The 20034-nt window shown below is 48.8% G+C and carries 12 protein-coding genes; 2 read left to right on the top strand and 10 right to left on the bottom strand.

What is annotated here, in order from left to right:
- Entirely contained in the window at positions 1-315 is a 315-nt protein-coding gene (locus tag D3H65_RS05855; RefSeq protein WP_119049368.1) for an ArsR/SmtB family transcription factor, read from the bottom strand.
- Between the two features lie 194 nt (positions 316-509).
- On the opposite strand from D3H65_RS05855, the gene D3H65_RS05850 reads away from it, so the two are divergent.
- Positions 510-1793, top strand: coding sequence for an amidohydrolase family protein (locus D3H65_RS05850; RefSeq protein WP_162915433.1), 1284 nt, complete (start codon positions 510-512; stop codon positions 1791-1793).
- Positions 1794-1827: 34 nt separating this feature from the next.
- Here D3H65_RS05850 and D3H65_RS05845 read toward each other — a convergent pair whose 3' ends face one another.
- The 9 genes from D3H65_RS05845 to D3H65_RS05805 all read right to left on the bottom strand — a co-directional run bounded on the left by D3H65_RS05845 (position 1828) and on the right by D3H65_RS05805 (position 19429).
- Positions 1828-4026, bottom strand: a complete 2199-nt coding sequence (locus D3H65_RS05845) for an alpha-galactosidase (protein ID WP_119049366.1) — start codon at positions 4024-4026, stop codon at positions 1828-1830.
- A gap of 134 nt (positions 4027-4160) precedes the next feature.
- A complete protein-coding gene (locus D3H65_RS05840; RefSeq protein ID WP_119049365.1) occupies positions 4161-6488 on the bottom strand; it encodes a glycoside hydrolase family 95 protein in 2328 nt (775 codons plus the stop codon).
- Between the two features lie 108 nt (positions 6489-6596).
- The gene (locus D3H65_RS05835; RefSeq protein WP_119049364.1) at positions 6597-7790 is read right to left on the bottom strand and encodes a DUF4998 domain-containing protein; all 1194 of its coding nucleotides are present in this window, start codon (positions 7788-7790) and stop codon (positions 6597-6599) included.
- Between the two features lie 116 nt (positions 7791-7906).
- Positions 7907-9091: a DUF4959 domain-containing protein gene (locus D3H65_RS05830; protein WP_162915432.1), complete on the bottom strand. Its 1185-nt coding sequence runs from the start codon at positions 9089-9091 to the stop codon at positions 7907-7909.
- 52 nt (positions 9092-9143) lie between these two features.
- Positions 9144-11078: a RagB/SusD family nutrient uptake outer membrane protein gene (locus tag D3H65_RS05825; protein WP_119049362.1), complete on the bottom strand. Its 1935-nt coding sequence runs from the start codon at positions 11076-11078 to the stop codon at positions 9144-9146.
- A 72-nt stretch (positions 11079-11150) separates the two neighbouring features.
- The gene (locus tag D3H65_RS05820; RefSeq protein ID WP_119049361.1) at positions 11151-14366 is read right to left on the bottom strand and encodes a SusC/RagA family TonB-linked outer membrane protein; all 3216 of its coding nucleotides are present in this window, start codon (positions 14364-14366) and stop codon (positions 11151-11153) included.
- Between the two features lie 343 nt (positions 14367-14709).
- Complete coding sequence (locus D3H65_RS05815) at positions 14710-16773, bottom strand: alpha-galactosidase (RefSeq protein ID WP_162915431.1); 2064 nt, start codon at positions 16771-16773, stop codon at positions 14710-14712.
- A 38-nt stretch (positions 16774-16811) separates the two neighbouring features.
- Complete coding sequence (locus tag D3H65_RS05810) at positions 16812-18398, bottom strand: solute:sodium symporter family transporter (protein WP_119049359.1); 1587 nt, start codon at positions 18396-18398, stop codon at positions 16812-16814.
- Between the two features lie 14 nt (positions 18399-18412).
- The gene (locus D3H65_RS05805) at positions 18413-19429 is read right to left on the bottom strand and encodes a GntR family transcriptional regulator (protein ID WP_119049358.1); all 1017 of its coding nucleotides are present in this window, start codon (positions 19427-19429) and stop codon (positions 18413-18415) included.
- Between the two features lie 325 nt (positions 19430-19754).
- On the opposite strand from D3H65_RS05805, the gene D3H65_RS05800 reads away from it, so the two are divergent.
- Complete coding sequence (locus tag D3H65_RS05800) at positions 19755-20030, top strand: hypothetical protein (protein WP_119049357.1); 276 nt, start codon at positions 19755-19757, stop codon at positions 20028-20030.
- The last annotated feature ends 4 nt before the right edge of the window (positions 20031-20034 follow it).

Genomic DNA, 20034 nt, shown 5'->3' with positions numbered 1-20034 from the left:
TTACTTTGTTTTTAAGTTTTTTAATACAATGTCCAGTTGGTTGAACTTGGTTTCCCAATGCTGGCGGAATTGCGCCAGCCAGTCAACTACTTCTTTCATTTTCTTAGGATTGAAGTGATAATAAATTTCCCTGCCTGATTGCTCCTGTTTGAGGAGGTTGCATTCAGTAAGGACTTTAATGTGTTTGGAGACCGCCTGCCGGCTGGTGTCGAAATGCTCGGCCAAAGCATTCGGCGTCATGGCTTGTAAGGCGATCAGACTTAAAATAGCTCTACGGGTGGGGTCTGCTATAGCTTGAAATACGTCTTTTTTCATTGGTATACCTGTTTAATGCGCAACTCACAGGTTGCAAATATACGCGCAACCTATGGGTTGCGCAAATTTATTTTAGCCCATCACCAAACCAGCGCCGCCCTAAAGGCAAAGGGGTATTTTGTTCAGTAGGGGCTACCCTTTGTAGGCTTTTCGTTACATTAGCGCCCAATTCCTGATTGATAATAATGAGCGCTATGAGAAAATGTTTCAGTACCCTTATCTGTCTTGTATTATTCTCCCTGGCGATGATCGCCCAAATACCTGCTTCCGGCCCTTATCTGATCAAAGCGGGCAAGTTTTACGATGCGGAAAAAAATGTATTCCTCAAAGACCAGGAGATATTAGTAGAGGGCAATTCCATCAAAGCAGTCGGCAGTAAGCTCACCATACCCAAGGGAACTACGGTCATCAATTTGTCCAACGCTACGGTAACTCCCGGATTAATTGACCTCCATACACATTTGCTGATGTCGCAAAGGTTGGAAGACAACCTGGCTGCTGATGTATTGCTCCATTCCAGCGAGTACCGGGTGCTCAGGGCAGCAGGTTATGCGCAGTCTTATCTGCAGTCGGGTTTTACGGCTATTCGTGACCTGGGCAATTCGGGACAATACCTTGATCTGGAAGTAGCTGCCGCCATTCGCCGGGGTTTTATACCAGGACCCAGAATGTTCACATCAGGCCCCATCCTGAGCGCCATGGACGGACAGTTTTACCAGTTGCCGTTAAAAGAACAGGAGAAGATCACCCATTTAGAATACCGGGTGATCAATGGGGTGGATGATGCGGTGCTGGCAGTAAAAGAGCACGTGAATAACCAGGTAGATGTGATCAAAATGGTGGCCTTTGGCGAACGCATGGGATTAACGCTGGATGAAATGAAGGCGATCGTAAAAACAGCACACGAATACGGCAAGAAGGTAACGGCCCATGCCACCACGGATAATATTATCACCCAGGCACTGGCTGCTGGTGTAGACGGCATTGAACACGGTTACTATATAACAGACAGCACGCTGGAGAAAATGGTCCGCCAGGGCGTTTACCTGGTACCTACGGATGTGTCTCTGCAAGGAGGCATCGAACGGGAGGAAGCCATGCATAAAAAAGACCACGATACGGTAGAATTAAAGAAAATGTTGCAGCCACTTACTGACCGGCTTACCAAGGCCAGGCAAAAAGGGGTAACGATTGGGGCTGGTTCTGATGCCTATTTCGATCTCCGTATTTCACGCGGCGATGATGCCAAACAAACGCTGGCGGCTTATTTTGAAGAAGGTATGCCGGCAGCAGATGTACTGAAGACAGCCACCTGGAATGCAGCCCTGATCCTGGGCAGAAAAAATGATATCGGCGTACTGCGTCCCGGCGCCAAAGCAGATATTGTCGTATTTAATGGGGACCTCGAAACCAATTTCAAGAAGGTGTTGTTTGATGTTCGCCTGGTGATCAAAGATGGTAAGGTTGTTCACCAATAGTAAACAACCTTGTATTGATCTGTCATACACCTACTCAATTCACCGCTTTTACTTCCAGCACCACACTGTTCCTGCCGGATTTTACCTCCGGGTTAAAGCCTACTTTCAGTAGGAACTCACCTGTATATACTTTGCTGCTGTCGATGGTGGAAGTAACGCCCGGGTAAACGTTCAGCTCTCTGATCGTATACCGCTTTTGGGGATCAAGTCCTTTCAGGCGTATGGGCAGCAGGCTGCCCGCATCATAGCGGTTGCTGACAAGATAATTGAATACAATGCCGTTTGTTTTTGCTGCATTCACATACATGACAGCAGCTACGGCATTTTCCCGGGGACCTTGCAGGCGGTATTGATCGCCCTGCCAGATAATGGGTTTTACTGTATTGTAAGTAGTCAATGCATCCTGGCAAAAGCGAAGGTCTTTTTCCTTCAGATCACTCACTACAATATCAAAACCCAGCTTGCCCATCATGGCCACATCGGTACGGAACTTAATGGGCTGCTTACCCCAGTCGGTAACATGGTTCGACATGCTGATAGCCGGATAGAAATAAGAATACTCCCATTGCATATAAATACGTTCCAGCGGATCGGTATTATCGCTGGGCCAGAACTCTGTAAAATATTGCAGGGCGGCATAATCCACCCGGCCACCACCACCGGAGCACAACATCATGGGCACGGTGGGATATTTGGCCCTGATCTTTTTCAGTACAGCGTACAACCCCTGTACATACTGTATATAAAAATGCGATTGGTTGCCCAGCTTGGCAGAATAAGCATTGTAGATAACTGCATTGCAATCCCATTTGATATAAGCCAGTGCCGGATTCTTTGTAAAAAGTCCATCCACCACATTGAATACATGGTCCTGTACGGCAGGATTGCTGAGATCGAGCACCAGTTGATTCCTGAAATAATGCTCAGACCGGTTGGGCTGTTTAACTATCCAATCGGGATGCTGCTCATACAATTCACTTTTAGGATTTACCATTTCAGGTTCTATCCATATGCCAAACTTCACCCCATTCGCCTGTGCTTCCTTCACCAGGGAGGCTATGCCATTGGGCAATTTCTTTTTGTTTTCCTGCCAATCTCCCAGTCCTGCATTGTCATTGTTGCGCGGGTACTTGTTGGCAAACCAGCCATCGTCCAGGAGAAAGAGGTCCACACCCAGTTTTTTTGTATCCTTCAACAACTCTTTCAGCTTCGCCTCATTGAAATCAAAGTAGGTAGCTTCCCAGTTGTTCAACAAGGTAAGCCGGGTACCTTTTCCATCCAGTATCTTGTAGTTGCGTGCCCATTGCTGCAATTTGCGGCTGGCTTCCCCTTTACCATGGGTAGACAGCACAGATAAGAAGGCCGGCGTGGTGAATACTTCTCCCGGCTTTAAGGTATAGGGTGATGCATAATTATTGATACCGGCAATGATGCGCAGGTTGTCCTGGTTATCCAATTCCAGGTCTATGCGGAAGTTACCACTCCATTCAAGGGCACCGTATAAAACAGTACCCTCCTCTTCTGTAGCTGGCTGATCAAGTGACACCATAAATACGGGGGGCTGAAACAGGTTGGTGCGGGTACCCAGTTTCGAATCCAATGTTTTGATGCCATGGGTGAGGCGCGCTTCTTCGGGCTGCATTTCGCGGGCCCAATCGCCATGGAATTGGTTAAGCCAAAAGCTGCCCGCTTTCAGGTGCAAACCAGCCGAGGCAAACTTGTTCAGCAGCACATTGCCTTTTTCGTTGTGCCTGATCTCACTCCACTGTTCGGTCACATCTTCATTGAACCAGGACTTGTAATAAAGGGTCACCTCAAAATTGTAGGCCGGGTCCTTCAGGTAAATGGTGAGCAGGGAGGTATTGTCGTCCAGCTTTTTAGTTTCATGCCGCACATATTGCAGGTCGAGGGAATTGTTGCCATCTGCATGCGTAACAGCGATGGCGGGCTCAAACAGGTTCCTACTACCGGCTGTAGCATACGCTGCATTGTTTACGCCGGTATAATCGGCGCCTTGCTTATACATGGCCGCTACCTGGCCATACTCCTGTTTGTCGGAGAGCCGGGGTCCCATATAAACAATGCCCACATTCCGGTTGGCATCTGTTTGGAATACAAGGGCATTGTTTTTTGTTTCGATAGGGATAATAGTGTGCTGTGCCTGTGCCTTAGGACTTGCAAAAGATAAAACTGTTACCGTGGCCATCCATCCAATTGCGCTCAGTCTTTTCATGGTACGTGGTTGCAGATGATAAGTTGTATGTTAAGTATGTACTTGTTTATTTAAAAGCTTTTTAGATCAGGGTGAGCCGCCCTTCAAGGGCGACCCACCCTTAAGACGCCTTCGACAGGCTCAGGCTGACATCGTTATTTCGTTGTTACTGTTATCAGTTTTCCATTGAGCATCACTTTCACTTTTTGTTGTTGCGGAGAAGTGATCTTATAGTTCGTTACCGTGCCATTCTTCCAGGCAAAATCAACAGTAATATTACCCCGGGCCTTCATGCCTTTTACCACTCCTTCGGCCTTCCAGGCATCGGGGATCGCGGGAATAAAATTAATAAACCCTTCATGACTCTGGATCAACATTTCAGCAATGCCGGCGCCGGCGCCAAAATTGCCGTCGATCTGGAAGGGCGGACCGGCGGATAGCAGGTTGGGATATACGCCGCCGCCTGCGCCATAGTTGATATTCGTCTTCAGGGTGGGCTTCATGATCTCCCGGAACAGTTTATAAGCCCGGTTGCCATCATGCAGCCTTGCCCAGAACAATTGCTTGTAAGCGATGGACCAGCTGGGTCCATCATCTCCCCGCACATTCAACGATTTTTTACAGGCTTCTGCCAGGTCAGGTGTTTGTGAAGGAGTGATCAGGTTGGCAGGATACAGGCCATACAGGTGCGATATATGGCGGTGCTCTACTTCGGTCTCCTTGTATTCTTCCAGCCACTCCATCAGCCTGCCATCGGCAGCAATACGCCCCGGAGGTGGTATCTGTGCCAGCTTTTCCTTCAGCCCATTCCTGAATATGCCATCAATACCCAATACTTCCGAAGCAGTGATCACATTGTTGAATAACTCGCGGATGATCTGGTTATCGATGGTAGCTCCCATGCAGATGGCGGCATGCCTGCCACTGCCATCAGGCAGGTAGAAATGGTTCTCAGGTGATGAGGAAGGTGATGTCACCAGCCATCCTGTTTTCGGTTCTTTAACGAGGATGGCCGCATAGAACTGAGCCGATCCCTTCAGTACAGGATATATTTTCTGTAAGTAGTTCTTGTCGCGGGAAAACTGGTAATGCTCCCACAGGTTATTGCACAACCATCCGGTGCCTGACTTGGATACACCCCAGGAAGCGCTTTCGCCGGGTTCGGTAAACATCCAGGGGTTGGTGATCACGTGCGCTATCCAGCCATCTGCATTGTAATAGGCCTTGGCAGTACGCTGGCCATGGGGTACCAAACTGCTCACCAGGGCTGCCAGGGGCAGGTTCAGCTCCGACAGGTTGCCTGGCTCTACACCCCAATGGTTCATCTGTACATTCACATCGAGGTGGTAATCTCCATTCCAGGGGGTGTGGATCTGGTGTGCCCACAAACCCTGTAAGTTGGGCGGCAATAATCCTACACGGGTGCTGGCAATAGACAGGTACCGGCTGAATTGGTAAAACAGTACGGTAAGCTGGTTATCGGGCGTGGCAGCGTTGTAGAAATGTTCCAGCCGTTTATCGGTAGTCAGGCTATCTGATCCTCCGGCCCCGAGGTACACTTGCTGGCGTCCGAAGAGCTTTTGATAATTGGTGAGGTGTTTTTTCTTTTGTGCAGCAAAAGGAATGGTCATCGCTTTGGTCAACAACTGCCGGGCATGATCCCTGAAAGCATTGTCCTTATAACTCGTCCTGGCAGAAAAGAACAGGATCACTTCAGATGCATTTTCCACGATGAGCTGGTTGTTCTCCGCGTGAAGGCTACCCTCTTTTACCTGCAGCGCTACTTTGGCCAGGTACTCCATGCCCTTTCCATCTGTACCATTCTCCAGTTGGCCATACATGTCCAGGGTCTTGTTGCTCACACTTACATGTCCCTTTTCTTCCCGGGATATGCCCACACTGAGGTTGATCATACCTGGCTTGCTGGCCGTGATCCGCACAACCCCCACATCATCCCCAAAGCTGGTGAAGTATTCTCTTTTATACGTCACCCCTCCTACCTGGTAAGAGCAGGCAGCGATGGCTTTGTCCAACGAAAGCTCCCTTGAATAATGGGTATAGTTCAGCTCCTGTTCATGCACGCCTTTATACCGGAAAGCCAGGGAAAGGCTGCCGAGGGTTTGATAACAACCAAAAGGTTCTGCCCCCGATCCTTTACCGGTACAGATAAAGTCTTTATCGATCAGTGCCTGCGCCTCTACATTCTTCCCTTCCAGCAGCAACCTTTGTATCTCCGGCAGTTTCTTATAGGCTTCTTTGTTGTTGGCATCCTGCGGCGCTCCTGACCAAAGGGTAATATCATTCAACACAATGGTTTCTTTCTGCACACCGCCATCGGGCATCATACCCAGGCGGCCATTGCCAAGGGGCAGGGTCTCTTCCCATTGTGCAGCTGGCTTATCATACCAAAGCCGCAAGGGGTGGTCCTGTGCAGAAAGCGCCAAAGAGAATAATAGAGAGCAAAGACCAATCGTTACTTTCATTTTACTTTATTTATGGCATCAGCTCGCCAAAGTTCTCCAATAAATACATTGCAGTAAATGGACTTTATTATTATAATAATGGATTTACTTCTTATAACTATCTACTTATTAGTTTACAATATACAATCTGATACTATTTAAACGGGTGGCTTCTCCATCATCATTCATATACAACAGCAAGCCCATGGAAAAGGTCGTTTGCTGTGTTATTTCAAAAGTGGTATCCCACCACCACCAGCCGCTTTCCAGTTTGGCAGACGCAAAAGCGGTACCCAGCTGATCCACATCCGGCAAACCATTCGTACCGGGCATGGCTACCAGGTAGGTATCATTTCTTGATCCCTTGTTGAACCAGTCAACGGATCCTTCAAACTTATACTTGCCGGGTGGTAAGGTAACCACCTGGTGGATCTTACCATTGTAAATACCTGGGGCGCCCCAGCCTGCTTCAAAATAGATCTTGGGATCACCGGAGATATCGGTACCGCCATAACCATTGTGGTTCTTTACAGCTGCATTGGAGATCCAGTCGCGCAGGATAGCCCAGCGGCTGCCATCATTGGCCATATTGGCCACCGGTTTCTGGCTGTTGGTGATCAACACTTCGGTAAAGGCAGGTATCTCTTTTTGCGCTACAGTAAATGTATCGATACCCACGGTATCGGGCAGATAAAGGGTGTTGTACTTAATGGTCTGCTTCACACCTACATTGGGTATAATGGTTTGCTGATCCATCAAGCTGGCTGGTACCACAGTATCGCGCGCTACGTTGCTGGCATCAAGGTAATGTACCTGCATGCCCCGCACCCCTACATAAGCATCCACATTGGCCCACTTAATAAGCGCCGATCCATCCTGGCGGAAGCTGGTCCCTAACACCACGCGGTTGCCCCGCTGATTTACGGATGTCTGGAAACTTTGTCCGTACACATTACCTGTGATGATCATCGGAATCGACTTATTGCCTTTGGCATCGTAGGTACGCACATTAAAGGTCATGGGACCTTCAGGCAGGTTGCTCACGATCTGTCTCAGGGTATCTACACCGCCTGAACGGGTTAATGGCGCTTCGAGTGAATCATTGCCACTGTTCCAGAATATCCTGTACCTGGTGACCTTGGGGTCGCCCTTGAGCAAGCCGGTGATCATGACCCGGTTTTTCCCGGAGATCACTTTCATAGAATCAAACGTAGAGGGATAGGTAATTTCTCCCCCATCAGCAAACTTTTTGTACTCGTCCATTTTCTTGCAGGAGCCGATAGCGAGTAAGACTGCGGCTATATAAATGATGTATTGTTTCATGAACGTTGTTTTACTTTTTAAAGAACAAGCTTCGAGCCGTGAGCTACGAGCTGCGAGCAATACAAGAGAGCCTGGTCGAAACTAAAGGCCCGCCGCTCGGAACTCGTGGCTCGTAGCTATTCCGTAGCCCAGATATTCATGTTCTGTATTTCTATGAAATAGGAACCGATCCAGTTCTGCAGGCATTTGATGCGCAGGTACCTGTAGGGTGGTGTATCTTCATTGAAATCAAACGTAAACCCTGCAGACCCGGCTGCCGCATCGGCACCATTCTCCTGTCCCAAGGGCAAACCTGATGGTTTGATGACCTCACAAGTAAGGATCTTCGTCCATTTAGACCAATCCCCATCGCGGGTAGCATTATTGGAACCATACACTTCAAACCTGCGCGGGCTTCCTTTGGAATAATACAAACTGCCTTCACGGCGGGTGAGCAGGTTGAACCGCGTAAGCTTCACCGGCTGAGGCCCGATGCTCCAGGTAATGGTGGTGGGTACTCCCGAACTTTCATCGGTATAGGTACAAGGCCATTCATTGTTGAGCAATCCCTGCCACATCATTTCCACGGTGGTATTGAACGACATTTTGGTATCGTTGTCACATACAAAGGAGGAGAAGTTGGCTCTGTTGAGCAACACCTCTTTGGCAGGCGTGATATTGGCTATTAAGGTATCAGTGGTATTGAGCCAGCGGTCGCGTACAAAGAAGGCAAATTTCTTTTGTACAGGTGTCAGTCCCCGGATGCTGGTGGCAATGATGGAGTCGCTGGTGTAGATATTGTCGAGGCTCACCCAGTCTCCATTGCTGAGGGAATCCATCAGGGGTACGATCACCACATTACCCCTGTACTTGTTGAGTGATTTTATACGGATGCCACCGGCAGTAGACGCTACCTGCAGATTACGGTATACCAGTTGAATGGGTGATACCAGCGGAGACACTTCCACGTTGACGGCGGCAGATGCTACCTCGCTTTTATTGACCGCCACCAGCTGTACGGTGTGTTTGAGGGTATCTGAAAAACCTTCTACCCGCAGCTGGTTGGTATAGGTAGACGCTTTCACTTCTCTTTTGGTGCCATTGGCCAGGGTATACAGGGCCTTGATGTACAACAGATCGGGATCGGCAGGCAGCGTATAGGTGAGCAACGCTGCGCCGTTCTCATTCTTTACGATCACATTCGATACCAGGCCCGGCGCCGTACCATTGTTTTCCTTAATACCGTTGGGATCTTCTTTGGTGCAACTCCACACGCCTGTCAAAGCGAGGAAGCTGGCTATTATTACAGTATATTTTTTCATATTAGTATGTTTACAACTTCTGAATTCTGGATGCTGGCTCTGTATTCTTCTCCTACCATCCCGGGTTTTGCACCAGGTTTTCATTGACTGGCAGGTTCGATTCCCGGATGGGCCACAGGTAATCTCTGGGTACTACAAAACGCATATTGTAATAGGTAGTAGGCGTATAGAACAGATCGGGCCGGTCGGCAGTGCCAGACCTGTCATAGCCCGTCACGTTTCCATTGAGCAGCTCACCCGCCAGTTTCCAGCGGCGCAGGTCCCAGAAGCGGTGGCCTTCAAAAGACATTTCAATATTGCGCTCATTGCGGATGATGGTACGCAGGCCTTCCCTGGTAAGATAGGCACCGGAATTATTGGCAAAATTGGTCCAGCTTTGCTGCACCGTAGGCAGGCCAGCCCTGTCGCGGATCAGGTTGAGGTACTTGTATACTTCCTCAGAAGGACCGTTAGCTTCATTCAATGCTTCGGCATACAGGAGATAGAGATCAGCCAGGCGCATGGTAGGCAGGGGATAATCTTCTATATGGCTGCTGTTGTTGCTTTGGTAAGCAAACTTCCAGTTCACCATTTTCTTGGGATAATAGGTAGTGATCGTGACGGCCACCCCTGCACCAAACTGGCCTAGTCTTAACTGTGCACTCCAGGTATTCTCATCTGAACGGCTGGGGCTGTTTTGCATATACCAGCGTCCGCCATCAAATCCGAGATCAGCATAATAGCGAGGCTCCCGGTCGTAATTGATCCTGGCGGTCTGGTATCCTTCTACAAAGTCAAAGCGTTCCGCATTGGTAGCCGTCCTCAATTGATTGGCATTGGTATAATCCAGCGTTTTGTCTTCTGTAATGGGTACACCATTTTTAGTATAGAACTGGCGTACTACCTGCATTGTTGGCCCCAGGGTACCATAAATGCTGGAGTTGCCGGAATTGGCAGGATCAATATGCGCCATGGAAGAATATTGCAGCTGCCAGGTGGAGGCTTCTGAATTGGCCCAGATCCATTCCTGGTTCCATTTTTCACACACGGCATTGCGAATGCTCATCTGGGTAATGGTGCCAGGTGTAAGATTAAAACCCGTGGTATTAATAAATTTATAGAGGTAGATGCCGGCTTCTTCACAGGCTTTAATAGCGGCTGCACCGGCAGCAGCTGCCCGCTGCCACTTCTCTGCACTATAAGTAGTATTGACGAGTAACCTGCCTTGCTTGTCTTTGAAGTTCACATAATCACCATTGCCATTGAACAGGGGGCTGGCGCCGAGCACCAATACCTTTGTTTTCATGCTCAGGGCAATGGCCTTGGTAATACGTCCCAATTCCGTGGAAGGCGTGAGCAGGGATACGGGCAAGTTGGTAACGGCTGCATCCATCAGGTTGGCAATATAGTTCACCACAGAATCTACCGTCTCACGCCTCACCTTGGTTTGCTCCAGCGGCGCATTGATGGGAATACTTTTGTCCATGATGGGAATAGGTCCGTACTGGCGCAACAGCAGGAAATGATAATAGGCTTTGAGGAACATCACCTCTCCCAGCCACCTGGTCCTTTCATCCTGGGTAAGGTCTGGTATCTTTTTAATGTCCCCTACATTTTCGATAAAGGTATTGCAGGTGCGGATGGCAGTGAACATATTGTCGTAACCGAAATTTTGAGCCGAGAACCAATCACCATCCCAAATATTGCCATAAGGTCTTACCACATTCTGGTTGCCACGGGCGATATCCCAGTTGACAGCGGTAAGACTGGCGGGAGGATAAGCGAGCCAGAATTCATCACCGCCCAGGTAAGCTACATTGGTCACCGGATCGCCATCATTGGGCAGGTAAGAGTAACAGGTAGCCAGGTATTTCTCGGCTTCCGCACGCATGGTAAATGCATTATCAAGCGTAGCCACATTGTCTGGCACCACATCCAGGAAATTCTTTTTACAAGCTATAGTTGACAGAATCAACACTAAAGCCGGTATATAATATCTTGTTTTCATTGTTGCTGGTTTACGTTTCCCGATCAGGGTGAGCCGTCCTGGGAAGGCGCCCCACCCTGACACTAATGATATTTAGAATCCGAAATTGATACCGAAGTTGTACACGGCCTGAACAGGATAACCAAGTCCATTGCCACCCATTTCCGGATCCCAGAGTTTAAACTTGCTGATGGCAAACAGGTTTTGTCCGTTGGCATATATCCTGAAACTGGAGAAGTGCATGCTGCGCAGCAGTTTAGCCGGCAGGTTATAGCCCAACTCTACTGTTTTCAACCGCATGAAAGCGCCATTGCGCACCCACCAATTGGAGACTTGTTTATTGTTTTCATTGAAACGGGAATCCAGGCGGGGCCAGAAGGCGTGCAGATCCTGATTTTCCTCCGACCAATGGCTTTCAGCAATAGCAGTCAGCAAACCATTTTGTGAACCACCATTGAGTACAAAGGGTGAAATGTTATCAGGATTGATGAAGAAGGATACCCTGGCATTGCCCTGGAAGAAGGCGCTGAAGTCAAAAGACTTGTATCCCATTGAAAAACCAAAGCCATAAGTGATCTCCGGATTGGTGGGATTACCGATCGGTACAAGGTCGAGGCTGGTGATCTGTCCATCGCCATTGATGTCGCGGTATTTGATATCGCCGCCCACGGGTTTTCTGCCGAATCCTTGTACCGGTGAATTCATGGCTTCGATATCATCTACAAACAACCTTTCAGCCAGCAATCCATAGACCTGGTTGAGCGACTGTCCTACCCTCGACAGGTATTTCAGGTTATCGGGATAGTTAGGTTCTTCGTTGATCAGTAATTTACTGGTGGCGTAGGTCATATTGCCCCGCAGCTGTACCCACAGGCTTTTATTGAAAGTTTTTAAATAATCGATGGCTACATCTACGCCTTTCCGGGAAGCCTTGCCCATATTGGCGCGTACAGCAGCTTCCAGTCCCATGGTGGAAGGAATAGTATTTCTGTCCATCAGGATATTGGAGCGTGTTGCCTGGAAGGCGTCAACCGTTACATTGATGCCATTGGCAAAAGAGAGGTCCATACCGTAGTTGGTCATCACGTCTTTTTCCCAGGTGATGCCTGTATTGGCATACCGGCCGATAGAATAACCGGGCACATAATAGTTCTGACCGGAACCCCAGTGAAAACCACGTCCATTGCTATTGGGGTCAACATTCGACAGGTAGAAGAAACGATCCCTGGCGTTACCGATCTGGTCATTACCCACCAGGCCATAGGTGAAACGGAACTTCAGGTTAGAGACTACATCCTTTGCTTTTTCGAAGAAAGCTTCGTTGGAGACTATCCAGCCCAGGCCCGCAGAAGGGAAGAACCCAAAGCGGTTGTTGGAAGCGAAACGTTCAGAGCCATTGTATCCGAAGTTCAGTTCGGCCAGGTAACGGCTATCGTATCCATAAGTGAACCTGCCGGATACACCCAGGTTCCTGGCGGGCAGGGAAGCCTGCAGGTCACCGGCATTGGCATTGACAAAGTTGCGCATGATACCGATCACCATACCACTCACCGCGTGTTTGTCGGCAAAAGTGCGGCTATAGTTAGCAGACATCTGCGCATAGGTAACCGTATTCACTATTTTATCGCCCGGGTTGTAATAGAGGTACTCTGTACCCTGTCCTTTGTTCAACGGTGTTAAAACCGTCAGTTTACCATTGGGATCGGGGAATAAGGTATAATAGAAAGGACTGTAATTACGGTTTACATTAAAGAAAGAATAACGCTGGGTGTAGGCCATGAAGTTGGCGGAAAGCCCGGGCGTTACAAAGTTGAAGTTCTGGCTCAGTTCGATCTGTGCATTGAGGGTGGAGGTGCTGTATTGTTGAAACCCGGAGACCATGTTGGCAAAGGGGTTACTATACAGGCTGGTGGTAGTACCAATAAAGGCATTGCCAAACAGCGGGTGCTTGATAAATGGTGCATAGCTGGCAGGATAGTAAGCAGGGAACATCACCGGGTTGGACCAAATGGCGCTGTTAAATACATTCTTTCCTCCATTCACCCAGTTGCCATCATTATCACGGTAGCCTATGGGTCCGTTGTAATCATCAAACTGACCCGAGGTCCTTACAATGGCCTTGGTAGTGGGTGTGATGTTGATACTGACGTTGGACCGTACGCTGTAATTACTGAGCTTGATATTGCTGTTGAAACTACTGCCGGGTACAGTACGCAGGATACCCCTGTCGATATTGTACGTACCGGCAATATAGTATTGGGCTGTTTTACCGCCACCGCTTACGTTGAGGTTTGATTTTGTGTTGACCGTATAATCTTTGATGAGTTGGTCGATCCAGTTGTTGTTGGGATATTGAAGGGGATCATCGCCTGCGGCGGTATGATCAATTTTGTTTTGAGAATAGGGCAATACACCGAGGGGATCACGGGTGAGCACGGCCTCATTGGCCAGTTTCATATAGGTGATATTGTCAGCAAATTTGAAGTTGCGCGTATTGGTAGATATGGGGGCTTCCGCACGCACATTGAAACGCGCTTTTCCTTCTACACCCAGCTTGGTGGTTACCAGGATCACCCCATTCGCACCACGGGCGCCGTACAGGGAGGCGGCAGCGGCATCTTTCAATACCGAGAAGCCGGTGATATCATCCGGCTGCAAGCGGGCGAGGTCGGTATTGGTAGACTCCATACCATCGATCAGGATCAGCGGGTCTCTTTTACCGGCTCCGAAAGTACCTACGCCCCTGATAAAGAAAGCGGCATTGTCGGCCCCGGGCTCCCCGCTTTGCTGGTAGGCAATAACACCGGAGATCCTTCCCGCCAGCATGGTGGTAAGGTTGCTGGTAGGGCCTCTCAATTCTTTGGGATTGATACTGGTGATGGAGGCCACCATACTTTGTTTCTTCTGCCGGCCATAGGCCACCACGATCACATCGCCGGTGGAATCGGCGCTGAGCGCAAGCAGTACGCGTACAGGCTGTCCTTTGCGTACGATCACCTCTTTTGACCGGTACCCTACAAAGGAAAACTCCAGTACGGCCTGACTGGCCGAGATATCCAATGAAAAGCGTCCCTTTTCATCGGTACTGGTACCTTGTTTGGTGCCTTTGATCACAACAGACACACCGGCCAAAGCCTGTGCATTGGTACTGTCTGCTACCATACCTGATAGGGTGCCTTCAGACTGGCGGGCCATGGTGCGGGTAGAGAAGAACAGTAAAATAATCAATAGCGGGAAAGAAAGAAGCATGATGGGGTTGCGCGGAAGGGCGAGCGATCGCCCGGAGCGGCAAGCAATTGGTGTAATCATAATTAAGCAATGTTAGTTTAACCAAATACGAACAGATGCAGGGCCTTACTCCTTCCATCTGTACTATCCTATACTATACTAGTACAAATATAGATTTATTTTTAGTCGGCCAAAATATTTTTAGAAAAAAGAATGGGGGAAGTAGAATACAGAATCTAGAATATAGAATCCAGAATGAAGGCTCCGGCATATAGCATGTAGCGTTCCAGCATATAGCTTTCGAAGCAAGCGTGTATAGCACCTAAAGGGGCATAAAATCCCCCTTCCTCAGAAAGCCCCCCTTCTTTAGGGAGCCACAAAATCCGCAGCCTCCCGGTGCCTTTATGCCTCGATGCCTCGTTGCCTATTGGGTGATCCTATAGAGCCCTACATCACCAGCCGGAATGCTAACCTCTATTTGGTCTGTCACACCTGCCCGTGCCTGCGTAAAGAGCTCGCGCACAGTATAGGTGACGTTCCTTTTCAAGCCGAGCCGATCAAGGGGGACCTGGAAGGAGCGTTTGTTATTGTCATAATTAAAGATTGCCAGGTAGGTAGCGCCCTGAATGCTGCGCAGGAATAATTCGGGCGCCCGCTTGCCGGTATTGCCTTCTACAGGGCGGAAGCTTCGGCCATCCTTGATAATGCTGAGTAAGTCTTTGTTTTGCAGGAGGCGTTGGCCTGTGGCGCTCCACTCTCCTGCTTCCGAAAAGTCATCGCCGGTAATCAGCGTGCCGGTCACGAGGGCGGAAGCCAGCCTGGCTCTGTTGGCGCCGGGTGTTTCTTTGTTGAATACGACATGATCGGCATCCACATACTCATACAAGTGGGTTTGCCACCAGCCATAGCCGGTGCTGTTCAAAGTATATTCTGAATTGTCAATGGCGCTGAAAGCATCACAGGCAATGCGCCGCATATGTACGTAGCGTGCGGTAGCCATGGTGGGTGAAATAGCGGCATATACCAGCATTTTGCCGGTCAGTACACTGTCTAAAAACTCCATGCCCACTTTGTAAGCCTGCATGCCGGTGGTCACTGCGGGATCATAATAATGATCGCTTTCCAAAGCGCCATGGCCCAGGAAATCGATCTTGATCATTTCAAAACCCAGTTCTTTAAACTTGTTGATATAATGAAGAATCCGCTCTTGGGTGCCGGGATGGGTAGGATCCATGGCGCGCGCGCCATCTACATCCATAGGAATACCATGCTGCGTGATCCAGGAGGCCGGGTAGGTCCAGTTGCTGCCCTCGATCTTTCGGTCCTGCTTGCCCCAATCGGCAAAAGGCGCCCAATAGATACCTGGTTTGAGGCCCTTGCTGTTGCAATACTGTACAAATTCTTTCAGCGCACTGACATCGCCATTCAATCCTCCTTGTACGAGGTTGTCCCAATAAGAATCCAGGTCTATGTAGAGGGTACCATCTTCATTGCGGAAGCCTTTACAGGAATCAGCGAAGAAGTCCACCACCCTTTTGGCTTTGGGTAAGTTCAACCTGGTTTGCATCATGCCCCAACTGTTCCACCCCATCGGAGTGGCTTTATTCCACTTGAAAATAACAGGTGGTTCAGCCATCCTGTTGGCAGCGGCATATTGCTCCATACCGGCGCGCCAGTCTGTAAACAAGCCTACCATGATCTTGGGTGAGGCGCATACGTTACCATTGACAGACACTTTCCCATGAGGTATTTTATCGTGGGTGATCACGCTATCACTAAGTCCACCGAATGCCTGCAGGGAAATGGTATTGTTATCGTTGTGCTGCACGTTGATGCCAGACTTCCAAACAGTGTGTTCAACCGAGCCAATAAGGAGCCCCTGGCGGGTATCATTGTTGTACAAAGCAGTCACTTCGCTGGAAGTATAGTTGGCCTTTTGGAGTGATTGTGCATCAAACCGGACCCACATATCATTGTCAAAGGGCACCACCAGCCCTCGGAGGTCGCCAATCGCTCCGGTGGTGAGGTGATCGGTGCAGAGCGGAGCAATATAGTTGGCAGCCACCTCTTTGCCCGATACTTTAACCTGTAGGAAGAAGAAGGATTTACCGGGGTACACATAAAACAGTTGTTGTATCCACAGGCCATTGTATGACTGTCCGATGGTGTATAGCTTTCCTTTTCCCCAGGCATCGTTCAGATGGCTCACCATGTATTTGCGGGAACCAGGATCAGTCGTCTTTATGGTTGTCTTTCCTTCGTAGGCAGCGAAAGCCCTTCCGATAGTTACTTCATCATGAAAGAATACACTGTATGTACCGCTGTTCAGGTTATAGCTGATGCGGTTGTTTTTACCAAAGGGCATTATGATCAGGGAGTCCTTTTTAGGGGTGCTTTGGGCGAAAGTGACAGTGACGCCGGAACAAACCAACAGAAAGGATATTAAGATGCTGATAGATCGCCTGGCTGGTACTATTTTCAGATGCATGTTTTCAGGTTTTATTCTCTGGGGGATTATTAAGTATTTTAACCGGCAATACCTGCTTTTGAAAAGAGCAGGAACATGCCCGCCATGCCTGCCACCAGCAACAGGAAGAACCAGTACCGGTGCCGCCAGGGCTGCAGATCCACCACCGCCAGGTTACGGGCAGTGTACGGAGTATCCCTGGGTTTCCACTTATTGATGGCCAGTATAAGCGCTACTGTAATAACAAACAGGATGGCCAGCACGTGCAGGTAATGCAGTGGCACCGGGAAAACAAACTGACTCAAAGTATACGTTACAATAAAGAACAACAGGCCGGTAAGAGCTGCCCATTCAGATACCCGTTTGGTAGTGAATCCCACGATCATGACAGTGAATACGGGCACACTGAAGAAGCTGGATATTTTCTGTATATAATGATAAAAGCCGCCATCAAAAAACAGGATAAAGGGAGAAAAACACATGGCGATGATGGTAATGGTCAACTGGAATGTTCTGCCAGCTCTTACCAGTTCACGGTCGGCAGCGCCTTTACGCCAGGGCTTGTACAGGTTCATGATGAACAAGGTGCCCGAACTATTGAGCCCCGCATTGAAAGTACTGATGGCTGCGCCAAAAATGATAGCGGCAATAAATCCTGTCATAATGGGTGGCAGCACATCACTCACCAGCCGGGGGAAAACGGTAGCTGTATTGGTAAGTCCCGGGTACAGGTGTACAGCGATCAATCCGGGCACATTTAATAATAAGGGAGAGATCAGTTTACCTACACAGGCCAGCGACATGCCTTTTTGCCCCTGCGACAAACTCTTTGCTGCCAGTGCCTGCTGCATGATGTATTGTTCCATGCCCCAGTAATACAGGTTGATGAGGAACATGCCGGTAAACAGGGTGCTGAATGGAATGGGATCATGCGGACCTCCGATGCTATTGAGGTGTTCCTTTTTGGAGCCCGCAATCTTTTGAATGCCGGAGAGCATACTGCCATCGCCCAGGTAACGAAGGGCAAACCACAGGAGGGCTATACCACCCACCAGCAATCCTGCTCCCTGCACTAAGTCGGATACCGTGATGGCCTTGAAGCCACCCAATACCGTGTAACAACAACCAATGATGCCTACCATCACTACCAGCAGCCAGATGGCGGAAAAATAACTGATGCCCAGGGCATCATCTATGTGAAAGATGCCATTCAGCGCCACAGCGCTTCCGTACAGGATGGTGGGAATGAGGGTAACAAGATAACTGACCAGGAAGATGAGCGACACGATCTTCTTGAGGCCGGGACCAAAACGATGTTCCAGGAAATCGGGTGTGGTTACCGCGCCCATTTTAAGGTAAATGGGCAATATAAATTCTGCCACGATGAGCATAGCCAATATGGAGCTCATACCCCAGGCCATCACCGTCATATCGGTGGTGTATACAAATTCATTCTCGCCCACAAACTGGTTGCTGCTGAGGTTGGTGAGGAAGAGTGAAAAACCCACCATCCAGAAACCCAGGGTCCTGTTGCCCATAAAATAAGCAGCCGTCGTATTGAGGCGTATCTTCCTTGTTTTGGCAATGGAGATGACAGCCACTACGGCAAGGAACAGCAGAAAGCAGATAAATCCTGTGAGATTCATGGTGTATCAGATCGTCAGAGCGACTTGCGCCTGATGAGTACGGTTGGTATTATTTCCTGAATTTTCTCTCGCTTCAATACAAAGGCAGCAGCTTTTTCGGCCATTACCTTAAAATCGGCAGCATAGGTAGTGATGCCATCGAAGATCAGCTCTTTTACCACTTCATCGTTGTGCGAAAGGATACCTACATCTTTCCCGGGCTTCAGTTTCATGAGCTTGCAATCTTTCAGCATATTCCACAACTCCGTATTGTTGATGGTAAAATACACTTTACCCTTTTCCAGTGTGCCGGGTATGTATTCAGCTTTTATTTCGTGGTTGATGTGGTGGTCCTTTACAAATGCTTTGAATGCCTGCAGTATTTCAATGGGCGTATCTGCAGCGGGACGGTGATAATAGATCATTTCGTCGTACCGCTTAATGGTATCGCTCAGCTCTGTGAATACTTTATAGGAGGATTCTCTAAATTCCTGCGCCACATAGGAATGATCACCCTTGATCTCTTCAAAGCGATCGATCATGAGAAACATATCCATAGGCAGGGTTTCCAGGATGGAGGCGGTACGGTGGTGCGGAATGGGCGCTACCACATACATGCCATACCGGCCGCGGATGCTCTGGATAGTACTTTCGAGTACGTCGATATTGTTATGGTGAAAAAAGACATCGATGTGAACGCCTTTGCCCAGTTTGGACCGGAAGGCCTTATAGAAGGTTTCCTGGAAGGCGTCGAAGGCAAAGAGTACCAGCGCTACCTTGAGGTGTTGTTTGATATTGTTATTGGAAACAAAGAACCCTACCCTGTTCTTCGATTCTACAATGCCACGTTTCACAAGGTCTTTGTAGGCTTTGGCAATGGTTTCGCGGGCAAAACCAAATTCATTGATGAGGTTATTGACGGAAGGCAGCATATCCCCCTGGGCAAGGGTTTTGTTCTGTATAGCACTCAGGATGCCATTAACGAGCTGTTCGTGCTTGGACAAGCTGTTGACACCTTCCATCTCATAGATCTGTTTGTATACATCATCCATATGGTAAATCGTTGTAAACACAACAAATCTATCCTATTCTGTACTACTCAACAAAAAAAAGTGGAGGCCAGCCCGGTACGGTATGGTACAAGTCCTGACAGCGCCAATCTTGTGCCTTACTAAAATAACTGTACAGGTAATAGTCAAAAAGTACAAAAATGCTCCAACCCGTAAGGCGCACAGGAATGATTTTTGTAACTTTAAAACAGGAAATCTGCAATAGAAGCTTACGATCCTCTTCCCTATTTCTGCTACTTGCCTATTGGACTGTGAATCACTAACTGGTTTACAGGCTCTGTATTATTCACCATTAAACCGTTTTTTTATGAAAAAGGTCACCATGCCTATTGCAGCTGCGGTCCTGGCAGTCGTATTACTTATTTCCTTTCGTCCCTCCCGTCAAAATGTTTGTGTGTACGCGCCGCAGTATTATAAGGCCGGCACCAGCTATGTACCTGTAAAAGGCGTGCAAGGCGTTGATTATGATTGCCTGTATGAGCCTATTGGTACCTGCACTTATTACCGTCCCAATCCGGTGTGGCAGCCCAATTATTACGTAGCCTGCAAGACCGGGTTTTACTGGCCGCTCCTTGATCAATAGCCTG

Source organism: Paraflavitalea soli (assembly GCF_003555545.1).
GTDB lineage: Bacteria > Bacteroidota > Bacteroidia > Chitinophagales > Chitinophagaceae > Paraflavitalea > Paraflavitalea soli.
This window is presented reverse-complemented; position numbering and strand designations above follow the sequence as displayed.

Excerpts from the sequence above, each read along its gene's own strand:
- D3H65_RS05855 (WP_119049368.1), bottom strand. The coding sequence starts at position 315 with ATGAAAAAAGACGTATTTCAAGCTATAGCAGACCCCACCCGTAGAGCT.
- D3H65_RS05850 (WP_162915433.1), top strand. The coding sequence starts at position 510 with ATGAGAAAATGTTTCAGTACCCTTATCTGTCTTGTATTATTCTCCCTG.
- D3H65_RS05845 (WP_119049366.1), bottom strand. The coding sequence starts at position 4,026 with ATGAAAAGACTGAGCGCAATTGGATGGATGGCCACGGTAACAGTTTTA.
- D3H65_RS05840 (WP_119049365.1), bottom strand. The coding sequence starts at position 6,488 with ATGAAAGTAACGATTGGTCTTTGCTCTCTATTATTCTCTTTGGCGCTT.
- D3H65_RS05835 (WP_119049364.1), bottom strand. The coding sequence starts at position 7,790 with ATGAAACAATACATCATTTATATAGCCGCAGTCTTACTCGCTATCGGC.
- D3H65_RS05830 (WP_162915432.1), bottom strand. The coding sequence starts at position 9,091 with ATGAAAAAATATACTGTAATAATAGCCAGCTTCCTCGCTTTGACAGGC.
- D3H65_RS05825 (WP_119049362.1), bottom strand. The coding sequence starts at position 11,078 with ATGAAAACAAGATATTATATACCGGCTTTAGTGTTGATTCTGTCAACT.
- D3H65_RS05820 (WP_119049361.1), bottom strand. The coding sequence starts at position 14,366 with ATGATTACACCAATTGCTTGCCGCTCCGGGCGATCGCTCGCCCTTCCG.
- D3H65_RS05815 (WP_162915431.1), bottom strand. The coding sequence starts at position 16,773 with ATGCATCTGAAAATAGTACCAGCCAGGCGATCTATCAGCATCTTAATA.
- D3H65_RS05810 (WP_119049359.1), bottom strand. The coding sequence starts at position 18,398 with ATGAATCTCACAGGATTTATCTGCTTTCTGCTGTTCCTTGCCGTAGTG.
- D3H65_RS05805 (WP_119049358.1), bottom strand. The coding sequence starts at position 19,429 with ATGGATGATGTATACAAACAGATCTATGAGATGGAAGGTGTCAACAGC.
- D3H65_RS05800 (WP_119049357.1), top strand. The coding sequence starts at position 19,755 with ATGAAAAAGGTCACCATGCCTATTGCAGCTGCGGTCCTGGCAGTCGTA.